Origin of the sequence: Flavobacterium sp., from assembly GCF_035456085.1 — a bacterium.
Classification (GTDB): Bacteria; Bacteroidota; Bacteroidia; order Flavobacteriales; family Flavobacteriaceae; genus Flavobacterium.
This window is the reverse complement of sequence record NZ_DATIDY010000057.1, coordinates 1-14898: the sequence shown is the minus strand read 5'-3', so window position 1 is coordinate 14898 and position 14898 is coordinate 1. Positions and strand designations below refer to the sequence as shown.

Sequence of the window (14898 nt, the reverse complement as noted above, 5' to 3'; positions counted from 1 at the left end):
TTGTCAAAGTAATTTAAGATTGATTGTTAATTAAGTTATGGTGTTTAACAGAAGATTGAAGCTTTTAAGCTGTTTTAAAAGAATCTACATTGGGTAAAAGTTTTGGGATGTATGTTTTGCCTGTGTTTATCAATAGATTCTCAAAATCTATAGCTTCCCATCTGTATTTGATTTCTAATTTCCTGTAAAGCTTTTTAAATTTATTGTCCTATGTTGTACCCAAGAAATAAAAAAAGCCTCTACATTACTGTAAAGGCTTGATTTTACTAGTGGTCCCACCTGAACCACTGTAACTACAAAAACACCTCTTTTGTAATTCCTTTATTTTAGTTAAAAATACTTATAAAATCAATAATAACAATGCTTTGTAAATGTATTTTGTTTTTGTTTAGTTTGCAATAGTTTTAAACAATTTTTATTTTACCGTACAAGTACCGTACAAATAAATTATATTTGTATTGCTCAAAAAAACATTTAATATGGCAACGATTAATTTTTTGTATCGCTCAACCAAAGACAAAGCAAATTTGCATTTGCGTTTATTGTTTCGTTTAAATGAAACTGATTTTGTATTTGGAGTAAATACAAAGTTTGAAGTATCAAAAGACTACTGGAATGGAAACCATGTAATCGATAAGAAAACAAAAAAAATTAGAGGAACGAAAGAACCTGAACTTTTAAATAAACGATTAGAAGTAAATACAGAGCTTAATAAAATTGAAAACCATATTTTAAAAGCTTTTAATTCTGTTAAACCTGATGAGGTAAATAAAGAGTGGTTGCAAACTCAAATTGACAACTATTACGATCCACCACAAGAAGCCGAAGCACTACCAAAAGAATTAATAAAGTACGTTGATTATTATATCGAAATAAAGCGAAATGAAGTGTCAAACGGAACTATCAAAAAATGTAATGTTATAAAGCAATTATTAATTAGACATCAAGAACACGAAAAAAAAACTTTCTTAATTGCTGATATAGACACCCAATATAAAATTGGATTTGAAAAGTACTGCATAAATAACCAGTATGCACCCAATACAATAGCAAGGGCGGTAAAGTTTGTAAAAACTATTTGCAAACACGCTAGGTTAAATGGACTTGAAATAAGCTATCAATTAGATAATATAAAAACAAAGTTTCAAAAAGTAGATAGCGTTTATTTAACCTTTGATGAGTTGGAGAAAATTGAAAAAATTAAGAAAATCAAATTAACAGATAGCTTAGATAATGCGAAAGACTGGTTAATAATTTCGTGTTATTGTGGACAAAGAGTATCGGACTTTATGCGTTTTGACAAATCAATGATTAGATACGAAAAGGATGACAAGGGGGAATTAAAGCCATTAATCGAATTTACACAGGTTAAAACCAATAAAATTATGACCGTACCATTACACCCAAAAGTTATTGAGATACTCAATAAAAGAGGTGGTGAGTTTCCATATGCAATATCAGACCAAAAGTATAATGATTATATCAAAACAGTTTGTGAGATTGCAAAAATTACTTATTTGGTTAATGGCAGTAAGAAAACAGAAACCGAACCCGAAAGCGGAATTTTTAGAAAAGAAACCAAGGAATTTAGAAAATGTGATTTAGTCACTAGTCATATTGGAAGACGTAGCTTCGCAACAAATTTTTACGGTTCAAATATACCAACAGCTTTACTAATTAATATCACTGGGCATAGTACCGAAGCGATGTTTTTGACTTATATCGGCAAAAGCAATAAAGATTTAGCAAAAGAAACGTTTAAGTATTTTAAAGTATAAAAAGTTTTGTTTTAAACGCGTGCATTTCGCAGATAAATTATGTAAAATTATGATTTCAGAAAAAATAAATGCCTTATTGCAATTTGTTAAGTTTTTGCACTCTAATATTAATAACTTCAAACGATTTGATGATATAATCAATGACTACAATTTGCTGTGTACGGAATCCAGCAAATTAAGCCCCTCAAAAAACCACAATGACAAATTAAGAAGTGATGTACTGCAATTGGATATAGATGCCAAATTTAATGTCATTGATGTAAACATAATACAACCGATAAAATTAAAAGCACGTGAATTAAATATTAGCATACAAACATTCAATGATGTGTGGAGCGAAAATATCGCAGAAATTTGTGCTTTCAAAAGGAGTTCTAGCGACGATGATGCTTTAGAAATACTGCCTTATAAAAGTATGTACATTGAATTAAAGAAAGAAGTAAACTGGCTAGGTTTTTTAGGTACTTTCTCATCAGATTTAGACAAAATACTAAAAGAACTATTCGATTATTTTTCAGAAAAAACTGAAAACAAAATAGATAAAATAGAGATGGTCGAGGTTGATAGTTTGCCACTTCTACAATTCCAAGCTGGTAAACCTGATGAGCTCGAAAAAGTATTGCACCCTAAGCATGACCCTAATTTGTGGAATAATGATTGTTTTGAATTGTTTAAATATCTTTTTGATGAGTATTACAAAGGAACTATAAGACAGATTACTAATATTTGGTTTTATTTGAAAGAATACAATAGCAAAAGATATAAATTGTATGCAACGAAAGATTCGTATAAATTTTTTATAAAAGATAATTATAAAATTGAAATAAAAAATTTCGATAAGGCACTTCTAAAATGGGAAGAAAAAGAATACGAAAAAATTGACGAACACCGTCAGAATTATGAAGACGGATTGAAATAAAATTTAAAACACGTAAAAAACACGTAAAACACTTTTTTCAACACTTTTTTCGACACACATTGTAGTAGGACATTTGCAAAGTATAACAAATAACACTTTGAAAATGAATGTATTACAATTTATCCAAACAACACCCGAAGCATTAGCCGAGCTTATCAATGAGGGCGTTAAAAGTCAATTGGAAGATTTTAAAAAAAATCTCAATACTCACAATCCTGATGAGTTGTTAACCCGAGAGCAAACGTGCGAGTTTCTACAAATAAATTCGAGTACTTGCTGGCATTGGACAAATAAGGGCAAAATTAAAGCTTATGGAATTGGTAACCGCAGATACTACAAAAAAGCGGAATTACTAGAATGTTTAAAACCGCTAAAAAAATAAGGCCATGAGTACCGAAAATACACATAGCCAAGAGAAATCTTTGAAGACTCAACCAATCAAAGATACAAAATTTAAAGATACAAAAGGTCTTATCGATGCTATTGATACAAGCTTGAACAGTGCTCATAGTGAAAAGCTAGCGGAAGAATCACATGTACTTAATCGCCTGAAATTCAAAATTAACTTAAAAGAAAAAATCGTGCCTCCAAAAATCGCGTGGAGTCTTTGCAGGACAAAAAACCAAGGTGAAGATATTCTAGGAACTATGGGGAATTTTGGTTTAATAATTGGCAAAGCTAAATCAAAAAAAACATTTTTCACTAGTATAGCGGTTGCTACTGCATCAAACAATAACCACAGTTTATTAAATCGGTTCAAAAGCTATCTGCCTAGTAATAAAAATGAAGTTCTCTATATTGATACGGAGCAGGGGAAATATCACGTTCAGAATGCTGTTAAACGTATCTGCAAGCTGATTAATATTGAGGAACCTGTGAACTTACATGCATTTCATTTAAGAAGCTTAAGTCCAGCCGAAAGGTTGCAATTTATCGAATCGGAAATTTACTTAAATGATAAAATCGGGTTTGTTGTAATTGATGGAATTAAAGATTTAGTGACCTCAATTAATGATGAGGGGGAAGCGACCATGATAACTACAAAGTTGTTGAAATGGACAGAGGAAAGAGATCTCTATATTTTAACCGTCCTGCACCAAAATAAAGGAGATAATAACGCAAGAGGGCATATTGGAACCGAATTGATTAATAAGGCGGAAATAGTTCTTTCTGTTACTGCTTTGGAGAATGATAAAGAAATTTCAATAGTTGAAGCCCAACAATGCAGAAATCGTGAACCTGAAACTTTTGCTTTTAAGATTGACGAAGATGGACTGCCTTTTTTAGTTTCAATGGATGAACTGCCAATAAAAAAAACTAACAATTCACGTAAAGAAACAGATTTAGAGAGCCATCAAAAGTACCAATTATTGACCGAAGTATATAGTCATGAGAAAGAATTTAAGTATGGTCAATTGCTACTCCAAATAAAGCTTGCATACACGAATCAATTTGAAAAGAATTTAGCTGACAATCGAATTAAGGGTTTAATTACTGAATGCAGTAACAAAGGTTGGCTAATTCAGGCTGAGAAAAAAGGCTCATACACTCTTGGTGAATATTAAAATTTATCGGTTTAAGGTTTGGCTGTATATATAGGCTCCTAAACCTTAAACCTTGAATTTGAAGTTTAATAAACTAGTTTAAACCTTTAAACCGATGAAGCGATTCAAATTTAGCAAAAACCGAAAATTTGTAAAATATTGTCCCTGCGGAAGAAGCAATAAAGATGGAAAATTTGCTCCAATTGGAGGTCACACAAATTGTGGATATTGTCATAGTTGCGATAAATATTTTCCTCTAGGTGCTGGTACAATAGTAGAACCATCTGATATAATAGATAAAAAAGAAATTCCGTTACCCCCTACTTATTACAGTCTTGAATTGGTAGAAAAAACCGTATTGGATAATTCTATAAGTAATTTTATCAAATTCCTAAGAACGATTTTTCCTGATGACATAATAATTGAGACCATCAATAAATATCTAATAGGTACATGGGACGGAGATAAAGTAATATTTTGGGAACTTGACCAACAAGGGAAAGTGTACCACGGCAAAGTGATGGGATATGATCCAAAAACAGGTAAACGTTCTTACCTAGAAAATGGCGATGCTGATATAACCTCCATGAGATGTTGTTTGAAGTTATGGAAATTCAAAGATGATCGTTGCTTATATGGGTTGCATACAATCAATAAAGACACATGTATAGTAGCATTGGTAGAAGGTGCAAAAACAGCCTTTATAATGAGAATGCTCAAACCTGAATATAAATGGTTAGCAACGGGGGATAAAGGTAGATTTAATTATAAATTCCTAAAAGCGATTAAGCATTGCAAAATAGAGGTTTTCCCTGATAAAGGTGAATATGCTGATTGGTCGCAAAAGGCCATTGAGTTAAACAAAAAAGGTTTCAATATAGAAGTACATGATTTATTGGAAAATATGGATTACCCCAAAGGAACCGATTTGGCAGATATTTGCATAGATCTAAGAACCAAAGAATTTCTACAAAATTGGCAACCAAAGAATGATTGGGATTTTTCCGAGGGAAGTCGTGAAGTTTTCCGAATGGTTCAGGAACGGAAAATGATAAGATTAGAATTGACAAAAGAGGAATCATATAAAGCAATACAATTTTTCAGCGATAATAATACAGATATCTATAGGTTATAAAAAAATGGAAGCCTCAGTATCAAGTTTTAATATGTTTTTTTTTGATTTAAAGATATATGATATCTAGTTAAACGCAATAGAGTTTAAAATTGCAGATAATGAATTGATTGAGCGACCGAGTTTGAAAACGGTTTTGATTTAGCAGATTTTTATCTAAAGTAGACAAAAATAGAAAATATGAAAAGGAACAAAACAGGCGGACGAACCAAAGGAACATTAAACCGCACAACAGCAGAAACAAAGGAATTAATCCAAAATGTAATTAGTAATGAATTGGATAATATTGCCGATTTACTAGCAAAATTACAGCCAAAGGAACGATTAGATACTATCATTAAATTATTACCCTACATAGTACCCAAACAAAGCGAAATTGCAATTGATAATAAAGAAGTACAACGTTATGCGGAAATTACTCTAACTTTTGTACCTCCAATTGATTACGACGATGATGATGATTAGATTATGTCGCCCTGTGGCTTTAAGAGGCTTGGAATTAAATTAACCCATATTTTTGGAATAGCCAAATCATCCCAAATGCAAAACCAACTTTCCATTAAGCCTAAAACCCCAATCTCGCCAAACGGTTGTTAGTGGCAGGCAATTTTTATGAGCCATTTGAATTATTTTCGACTATTTCGACTATATATTTTAAAATCATCGTCGTCTACCTTTATAAATAAAACGGTTTAGAGGACTTCCTAATTGTCTAAAATTTACATTACGAGACAGGGTTTGTTGATGCTCTAGTCGTCGTTTTACTTCATCTTGTTTTCTAAAGTCATTTATAAATTCTTCAACTCTCAAAGTCCATTCTCCATTTGTTGTTGCATTTATGAAAGCTTTTCGTGAAATCTCTGCAACTCTAGCGTAACTTCCAACTTGTGGAAATAAGCAGTAAAGAGTATTTCTCAAACCTTCGGAATCGTCCATTGATCCGTCTCCTCGAAAATCAAAGATTACAGGTACAGAACTTTCAAGCCAAGCTGGCGGAAAACACCAATCTACAAGATCAACTCGAAATATTTTCGGATTGTCGGTATTATAAAAAATTGTATTTTCAAAACAGTTATTTTTACCTTTAAGAAAACGAGGATAATCATATTTTAAACGTGTGCCGTCAACTATCCAAACCATGTTTTTATAAAATTGTTCTCGGGAAGTTCGTTCTTCAGGTTTAATATGCGAATGTTGAAACTCTACAACGAGATTATGAACTGTACGAACATCTGCAATGTGTTTTTCTCCTGTTCTTTTATCAAGTAATGATACTTCTTGCCAATCGGCTGGATAATTGTTTTTCCAAGTTCGGTGCCACTCTGTTTCACGTTCCCACCAATTATCACAATCTGTTTTGCTTTTATGTGCCCAATGCCAAATTTTTCGTGTGCCACATTTTGCAATAACTGGCTTCGAACAACAACAACACAATCCGTTTAGTTTTGGTTGAGCTTCTGTCCGATCGTTACCTATTAAAGCAAAGCGCATATTCTAAATTGTTTAGAGGTTTGTTTTTTACATTTTTGGTGAATGCTCGCCACTAACGTTCTCGCGTTACAAGCAGTTTGGGATTAAATCAGCTTATCTTTCGGATTTGCCTAATCTTCCAAATACAAACCAATTTTTCCATTAAGCCAAATCCCCAAATTGCTTGTAGCGTGTGTTAGGCGTAGTTGTTATTTTATTTTTTGAAGGTCAAATTTTATTATTTCGAACAATATTATTGAGAGCCAATTTATTCCGTGTAAAGTGATTGGCTTAAAAAATTGGTCTGGAAACATTAGTTCCGTGGAATCAAAATTTTCTTGCCAACTACCTTTTAAATTGTGAAAAAATCTATTTCTAAGTTCAATTAATAAATCATAATAACCTATGAATTTTATTTTAATGAAACTGTTTTCAGATTTGTCTAAAACAAATTTTTCATTTACTTTCTTTAAATATAGTTCGTAATATTTAGGTCTTAATTCTTCAATATCAACTAAATTTAAATCAATTGTAATGTTGGAACTGTAAAAATCTTCATCTTTAAAAGTCTCGGATACAAACCTTTTAAAAAATAGAAGTTCTCCATCTTTATCTTTACCAAAGTAAGATTGTAAGTCGTGGTATGTTTTATTATAATCATCTTTTTTAGAGATAAAGATTAAAGGTATTGAGTAAGAGATTCCTTCAATAATTCTGTATAAATAAATGAAAGATTCTAAAAATTTATCGCTTTTATAAGCAATTAAACATTTTATTAATTCAACTTCAATTGATTTATAAAATTTTCTATTAGCTCTTGCTTTTAAGAAAAAATAATTTAAATCTTCTAATGATACACTTTCATCAAATTGTTCAAGGAGAGTGTCATACTTTAAAGATGGATTTTCTTCAGTAGGAAATTTTATGTTATTATCTCTTATCTTATATATTTTATCTTGATAATTATCTTTGATATTTACAGTACCCGAAATTAGCCTAAAGATATTAAGAATAGGAGATGGATTTTCTTCAGTCTTCAAGTGTTTATATTTCGTGTTGTTTCTAGCTACTGAATCAACTATTGAGTATCTGTTAATCATTTGTTATATCACTAAAATATTCTAATAATTCATATGTGTCAAAATCTTTAAGTTTTGAGTAATTTTTAAAATATTCAAAAGATAATTCTCTTCTCATTTTACCTAACTTAATTTTGGATGGGTTAAAATCAGAAAATGCCTTTTCAAAAACCTCAATTGAATTTGAAAACTCTTCTGGAGTTAAATCTAAAATTATTTTGTGAGAAGTTTTCAAACCGACTGCAAATCCTACTAAATTATTAGCTTGCTTTAACCATTTAATATTTGCAGGAATAATTTGAAATTTAGCAATTGCTTTTATAACATCTTCAAAATTTCCTGAATCGTCTATAGGCTCAGTCGAAATGATTTTATTTACAATTAATTCATCCATTTTATCTTGGATGATTTTTTTATTGTCTACCATTGGCGAATTAGCCATATATGCTAGATAAGCTTGCTCAATATCAGATTTATTAAAAGAGTTTATTTTGATTTTATCAGCTCTTTCTTTTTCAGTTTGAACTTCGATGCCAAGTGCTTCAAAGTTGAATACATTAGCCATTAACATTTCAACTTGATGACGTGGTGTCATTGGTTTTTGCCCGTTATTTAGAGTAATCATTCGATAAAGCAATTTGTCAACTTTGTCACTAAAAATGATGTTGAAATAAAGTTTTTTATCGAAATCAAAATTTTCTTGATTTGAAACTCTTAATAAAGTGTTGAGTCTTTGTATTCCATCTAAAACAAATGAGTTCTCATATTCATTATTAAAATATGTTTCAATTTTTTCTATTTGGGTTTCAAGATTAATTGCTTTTTCTACAAAAGCTAGTGTAATAGGTGGCATAACACAACCATTAACAATGTCTCTTTCGAGTTTTTCATAAAACTTTTTATCTTGTAATTTCCTTTGAAATTCAGTTTTACTAATTAATGGTGTTAACTTTTCAATTGCTTCTCTGTAAGTCAAAGAGCCAGTAGCTACAACGCCATTAATTACTTTGTCAAAATCTTTATCGTATATTTTCATTTGTTAAAATTAAGTTTTTTTACAATTACGCCTAACTTGCCACTACGTGTATAGAGTAATGATGTAGTCACTATTATACACCAATTTTGGAGAGATTGTAGTGATGAATGTCATACATTATTTATTCTAATTTATCTGTTTTTGTAAAATTACTCATTAATAAATCCAAAGTTTTATCATCAATATGTTTTGCTAGAAGCAATCTTTCATCAATAGTACAATAGCATTTCCCATTTAATTTTCTAAAATTATTAATGACAAAATCAGAATAGTCATTTTTGTTAATATTGGATTCGAAAAATTCAAATTTACATTCTGAACTATTATTGAAAAATTCCAAAAAGTTATCTCTAAACGTTTCTTTTACCTCTTTTCTAAATGTTAGAATTTCTGATTCATTAAAGTTTGTGTAAGCCTTTAAAACGTATAAAAAATTAATTTTATACTGATGAACAAATAATGTATCTCTATCAAATAATCGTTCTTCAAAATGATATGAAGGTACAGGACTTCCTTTTTTAGTTATTGAATGCGCATCGTAATTTGAAACATCATCTATATAACCATAGATAAAGAAGTTTGGAGAGATATTATAGCCTTCGGTTATTTTATCTCTATATCTTAAATTACCGATTTGATTTTGATTATTTTTATTAAGTAAATCAATATTGAATTGAATTACATTTTTGGCATAAGTAAACTGTTTGTATTTGGATACTTTACTTGCTGTATTATCTGATTTATAGTATTTAGAATCTCCAATATAGAAAATATCGCTGGTATCAATTAATGATTTATAATCGTAAATATGATCAATAATTTTACCATCGTCATTGTGCTTTAATTTATCGATTGTAATACCATCAACTTCAAGTGTTTTTAATTCGTCTGAAAATAATTTATCGACCATATCCTCAAACACTATATTATAATTGCTTATCGCTAGGAAATCTTCTCTTTTTCGTTTAATACTACTTTTGTCAAATTGGTCGAAATACAATTCACACAAACGATACATTTTTTTTAAAGCATCGCTGAAATAACGGTGTTTTATTTTTCTGAGTTTGGCACTACCATTTAAGCACAATGTGTCAAAAGGTTTTCCATCTATAAGATTGAATGATTTATCAATTTTTAGGTTAAGATTGTGTTGTGTATTTAGATGATTTAGAATAGAAAAGAAATAGGTTAGTAGTTCTTCTTCGTTATTTATTATTTTTTTCTTATTGGTTATTTCTATATATATGGGTGTTTTGCCATTTGCTAAAATAGGTAAGGATTTTCTAATGGTTTTTTCCCATTTTGGTTTTTTGGCTTGGTTGGAAACAAATTCTATGTGTTTGAACAATATTTGTTGTTTGTTCTTTTTATAAAAGTTTACAAAACTTAATAGTAAATCAAGAAAAGAATATTCTTTATCGCCTAAATTAGTGTTTAGTTCAAATGTTTCCGTATTATGAATTATGGTTGTATCGTTGTACCTTTTTTTAAATTCAGATAGACTATTGTAGAAATGTACCGATAATTGGCGTACCCAATTGTATTGCGTTTTGTGCTTTACGGATTCATTTGTAATTAAATCAACTAATTCATTTTTTTTACAGCCAAAAACTGTTTTGTCTTTATCTCTCATAAAGACTTTTGGAAGCATAAAAACCAAGCTATTTTTCTCAAAAGAATGGTAATACCCAACAGACGTAATTATTCCATCCAAGCCGTTTTGTTTATAAAACTTTGGATCATCGAATACTTCTTGAAGTAATTCTATTGGATATATTTCGTTTTCAATTAGGATTTTCATTTTTATGACTCAAATTCTTCTTGATCTTCTGCCACTTGTTCTAATTGAGAATCATCTTCTACAATTTCTAAAGTTTTTATAGGTAGTAACTCAATTCTGTCAAATAATTCTTTGATTTTCTTTTTCCCATTTATATTAATTGGGAAGAAATCTTCATAAGAAGTGTTCTCTTCGAATACTTTGTTGTTTTCATCTTTGAAAACATCATTCCATAAGTAGAAAATTACCTTGTTTATAAATGGTTTTAAAGAAATTGTATTTTCATTATCAGGTTTAATGAAGTAATTACCAATACATTTATCCATACCCAATGATGGATTATTTTTAATATGATTTAAATTTATTTTTTCAATAAATTTAATCCATCTGTATTTTTTTCCATCTTCTATGTCAATTTCAAAATCATAAGAATCATTCTTCTTTTCGTAATCAACATTAGGGGTATAACAGATTGGTATGTATTCCCAATCCCAACGTCTTTTAAATGCGCTGTCCATTGGAAACAATGATTGGTCGGAAGTGTTCATAGTGGCTAGAATATTTAGGTTATGTGGTAGTTTTAAACCATTTGCTATACCTAAATGATTTTTATCTTTGAATGAATCTTCTAAATATTCTCTTAATTCTGTTGATGGTGAAACAGTGTATTTGGATGTTCTATCTAACAACTGGAAAATTTCTCCGAAAATCTCCGCACAATTGCCTCTATTGATTTCTTCGATAACTAAATAATATTGATGGTCTAAATCTTGCCAAGCACGCTCATAGATGCTTGTAAAAGATTGAGCAACAAATTCATAACGCACCTCATTTTCAAAATACTCCCCAGTTTCATCCTCATATCTTACTTTCACAGATTTGGGTTTATATCCCCCTATAAAAGATGCGTTGTCAAATTCAGGATGAAAAGTTACTCTTTCGTAATATTTGGATTCTAACTGTTCTATTTCTTTATCAACTTTATGAGATTTTCCTGTTCCGGGAGCACCGTAATAAATGATGTTTTTTGATTGAATTTTTTGATCTTGATTTTTTTTAAAGTCCCTTAAAAACGACTGATAATTATCCTTATTGAGAATTGCTCTAGGTAGATGAGTTGAAGTAGCTAAACTGTAAGACCAGAAAGGGGTTTTTTCATTCCAAATATTTTCATTTAACTTTGTAATGAAGCCATCCAGTTCTTTAAAATCAACATCAAAAGGACTCACGCCAAATGTTTCTATATATTTTTCTTGCAATCTGTTTAAAAATGAAACCGTCTTCGAATAATTATTGTCAAAATAATTATTCTTAGGTTTGGCATTTAGCCATTTTGTGAATTGCGAAATTATATCTTCGGAACTAATCAACTCAAAATCTACATCTATGGCATTTGTATTTCCTTGAATAATTTTTAAGGAATCATTATTTATATCTAATGATAAGAAATCAAAAAACGCTTTTTTATCGTTTCGATCACCTAAATTATATTCATAAATATAATTATCTAAATCGTCGTATTTGATTCCGTCTTTTAATTTTAGTTTGTTGTTTTTTACTTCAAAAATTTCAGAATATTGGTTGATAGAATTTACTAATATATCATCATTTCCAATTGGCTCTTCAAATAATTCATTTTTGACCTGATTCCAATCCATTTCTGCATTATTGGCTTTCAGTTTTTTTGCAAATTCAACATGTATTATTTTAGGCTTAATATTTTCAAAACCTTTTTTTGTATATGGGTTTGGAACATAATACTTCGTAATCCAATTTCTTAGATAGCCGTGTAATTCATTCGGTGTAGGGGCATGGTGAAATTTAGTTATGAATTCATTATTAAATTCGTAATATAATCCTAATTGACAAGCTAATTGATAAGGAGTTCCGAAAAATTCTTCCCCCCAATTTTGATTTGTAATTTCTCTTCCTCTGATAGACGGTAGATTTTCTTTTGGTAATGTTTCAATTAATTCTCTAATCGTTTTGAAGTAAGGATTTCTCCATCTGCATATTGGATCTGCCATGATTATATTCCGAATTTAGTTATGTCCATTTGTTTCATTAATGCTATAAATACATTTGCAACAATACTGTTTCCAGCTTGTCTGTACATCTGAGTGTCACTCACTACTTGTTTGAAATCATCTTTAAATCCCATTAAACGTAAGCATTCTCTAGGTGTTAATTTTCTAATTTTTCCTTTGTTGTGAGTAACGTAATTGTCAACTCCTGAACGATGCATTTTGTGCATAGACTGTAAAATTGGTCTTGCTATTTCTAAATCAGTACCTACAGTTGTTTTAAAAGTCTTTGTTCCTGTAGCTAGAACATATGCTTTAGTCTTTTCTGATAAATAATATTTTTCTTCTACTTCATTAACATCAAAAACAAAGTCATTAAAATCACATTCAGATTCTTCAAATATAAAATCGCCATGCCAATTAAATTGTTGGTTAGCTTTTTGACATAAAGCAATTTCACCATTGATTTGGGTGTATCTTTTGTTTCTGTTTTTTGTGCTAGTCACGAATTTAATTCCTTTTTCTTTGAGATAATACTTACTTTCAGTATAATCCTCAAGGAAATCTTGCATTTTATATTCTAGTGGAATTGGTTCAGGAAATTCAAAATCTATAGAATGGTCTTTGAAACCTATTACAAAAATACGTTCACGATGCTGTGGAATACCAAAATCTTTAGAGTTTAATAATCTATATTTAAATTTATACCCAAGCTCTTTAAATGTCTCTTTTATCACTTCAAAGGTATTCCCTTTATCATGATTCACTAAACCTTTGACATTCTCAAAAATAAATACTTTTGGTTGACTTTCTTTTACTATTCTTGCAAACTCATAGAACAAAGTACCTCTTGTATCATCAAATCCCTTTCGTTTACCTACCATTGAAAAAGATTGACATGGGCTTCCACCCACTAATAAATCTATTTTATCAATGTACTTTTTACCATTAATATTTTTTACATCATCATACCAACTTGATTCTGCAATCTCATAGTTAGCGAAATAACTTTGTTTTACATATTTGTCGTTATCACAAGCAAAGACTATTTCTTCTTTTAGATTTAATCTTTTTAAAGCATGTTCAATTGAGCCAATACCACTAAACATTGTTGCAAGTCGTATTGTCGCATTAGGGTTGCTAAAATTCTTTATTGTCCAATCCTCAATTCTTCTATTAACATTTTCTATTGGTTCGTTTACCTCAATGTTCTTTATTTCTTTTTCTTCAACTTTTACTTTTTTTGATTTCATTTTTCTTTATTATTATTGAAGAATATTTTAAAACTTAACAACATTCTTTTTAGACGAATGTTTATTTATATCTGCTTTTATTTGTTCCTCTGCTACTTTAAAAATTTCAGTAGCATTGTCTTCTTGTTTAATCAATTCATATACTTTATCTGCTAACCAAATTGTGCACAAATCTTTTTCATTTGTATTTAAAAGTGATGCAAATATTGGAATATGTTCTCTTTTTGCCCTCCTTTCGCCTCGCTCAATTTTACTAAGCATTGCAGTGTCCATATCTAAAGCATTGGCTAATTGCCTTTGTAATAGATGATTTAATTCACGTAATTGTTTTATGTGTTCCCCAAACTTCATATTACTATTATTGACTTGTCAAATTTTGTCTAAAAATAAATAAATAGGCCTTTTTAAAAACGAGTGATCCCAAAAGTTATACACAAGTTGAAAACAAAAAAATTATATTTTTAATCGATAAGTTGTCTTTTAACAAGCAATAAAATTTGGCAATATGAGTAATTCGATGACTAAAATAAAAAATGCAACCCTTGCGAGTTGCCTTAGTTTTTAGTAGTATCTCAAAGAAAAGTGACCTGATCGTTATCTTTCTCCGCAACTTATCAAACTATTTTTTTGCGAAAAAAAATAGTTTTTCAGGAAAAACAAAACCCAGCAATACAAAAATCGTACAAATTAAGAAAATAAAAAACCGTAAATCACTAATTATAAGCGATTTACGGTTTTTAAAAGTGGTCCCACCTGGGCTCGAACCAGGGACCACCTGATTATGAGATAGATAAATAGCCTTTGCACTTAATTGCATTTAGCTTCAAAGTAACTATATATCAACTACTTATGAATTTTTAAAAATACTTTTGTTTCATTCAAC

General features: G+C 29.8%; 13 protein-coding genes. 6 read left to right on the top strand and 7 right to left on the bottom strand.

What is annotated here, in order from left to right:
- The first annotated feature begins 479 nt into the window (after nucleotides 1-479).
- The 6 genes from VLC96_RS04685 (at nucleotide 480) to VLC96_RS04660 (ending at nucleotide 5838) form a co-directional block, all read left to right on the top strand.
- Complete coding sequence (locus VLC96_RS04685) at nucleotides 480-1778, top strand: tyrosine-type recombinase/integrase (RefSeq protein WP_325260941.1); 1299 nt, start codon at nucleotides 480-482, stop codon at nucleotides 1776-1778.
- 49 nt (nucleotides 1779-1827) lie between these two features.
- Nucleotides 1828-2697, top strand: a complete 870-nt coding sequence (locus VLC96_RS04680; RefSeq protein ID WP_325260940.1) for a hypothetical protein — start codon at nucleotides 1828-1830, stop codon at nucleotides 2695-2697.
- A 103-nt stretch (nucleotides 2698-2800) separates the two neighbouring features.
- Nucleotides 2801-3079 carry a helix-turn-helix domain-containing protein gene (locus VLC96_RS04675; protein ID WP_325260939.1) on the top strand — a complete coding sequence of 93 codons (279 nt, stop codon included), beginning with the start codon at nucleotides 2801-2803 and terminating at the stop codon, nucleotides 3077-3079.
- 4 nt (nucleotides 3080-3083) lie between these two features.
- On the top strand, nucleotides 3084-4262 hold the full coding sequence (locus tag VLC96_RS04670; protein WP_325260938.1) for an AAA family ATPase: 1179 nt from the start codon (nucleotides 3084-3086) through the stop codon (nucleotides 4260-4262).
- Nucleotides 4263-4356: 94 nt separating this feature from the next.
- Nucleotides 4357-5376 (top strand): DUF6371 domain-containing protein, encoded by a 1020-nt coding sequence (locus tag VLC96_RS04665; RefSeq protein ID WP_325260937.1) that lies wholly within the window; start codon nucleotides 4357-4359, stop codon nucleotides 5374-5376.
- A gap of 177 nt (nucleotides 5377-5553) precedes the next feature.
- A complete protein-coding gene (locus VLC96_RS04660) occupies nucleotides 5554-5838 on the top strand; it encodes a hypothetical protein (protein ID WP_325260935.1) in 285 nt (94 codons plus the stop codon).
- 195 nt (nucleotides 5839-6033) lie between these two features.
- On the opposite strand, the gene VLC96_RS04655 is transcribed toward VLC96_RS04660, so the two are convergent.
- From VLC96_RS04655 to VLC96_RS04625, 7 genes are all read right to left on the bottom strand, one after another.
- Entirely contained in the window at nucleotides 6034-6864 is an 831-nt protein-coding gene (locus VLC96_RS04655; protein WP_325260933.1) for a competence protein CoiA, read from the bottom strand.
- Between the two features lie 188 nt (nucleotides 6865-7052).
- Nucleotides 7053-7883 carry a hypothetical protein gene (locus VLC96_RS04650; RefSeq protein WP_325260931.1) on the bottom strand — a complete coding sequence of 277 codons (831 nt, stop codon included), beginning with the start codon at nucleotides 7881-7883 and terminating at the stop codon, nucleotides 7053-7055.
- A 52-nt stretch (nucleotides 7884-7935) separates the two neighbouring features.
- Complete coding sequence (locus tag VLC96_RS04645) at nucleotides 7936-8958, bottom strand: hypothetical protein (protein ID WP_325260930.1); 1023 nt, start codon at nucleotides 8956-8958, stop codon at nucleotides 7936-7938.
- Nucleotides 8959-9079: 121 nt separating this feature from the next.
- Nucleotides 9080-10759 carry a hypothetical protein gene (locus tag VLC96_RS04640; RefSeq protein WP_325260928.1) on the bottom strand — a complete coding sequence of 560 codons (1680 nt, stop codon included), beginning with the start codon at nucleotides 10757-10759 and terminating at the stop codon, nucleotides 9080-9082.
- A 2-nt stretch (nucleotides 10760-10761) separates the two neighbouring features.
- Nucleotides 10762-12765 carry an AAA family ATPase gene (locus VLC96_RS04635; protein WP_325260927.1) on the bottom strand — a complete coding sequence of 668 codons (2004 nt, stop codon included), beginning with the start codon at nucleotides 12763-12765 and terminating at the stop codon, nucleotides 10762-10764.
- Between the two features lie 2 nt (nucleotides 12766-12767).
- Nucleotides 12768-14015 carry a DNA cytosine methyltransferase gene (locus tag VLC96_RS04630; RefSeq protein ID WP_325260926.1) on the bottom strand — a complete coding sequence of 416 codons (1248 nt, stop codon included), beginning with the start codon at nucleotides 14013-14015 and terminating at the stop codon, nucleotides 12768-12770.
- Between the two features lie 27 nt (nucleotides 14016-14042).
- Entirely contained in the window at nucleotides 14043-14366 is a 324-nt protein-coding gene (locus VLC96_RS04625; protein WP_325260925.1) for a helix-turn-helix domain-containing protein, read from the bottom strand.
- Nucleotides 14367-14898: the final 532 nt, after the last annotated feature.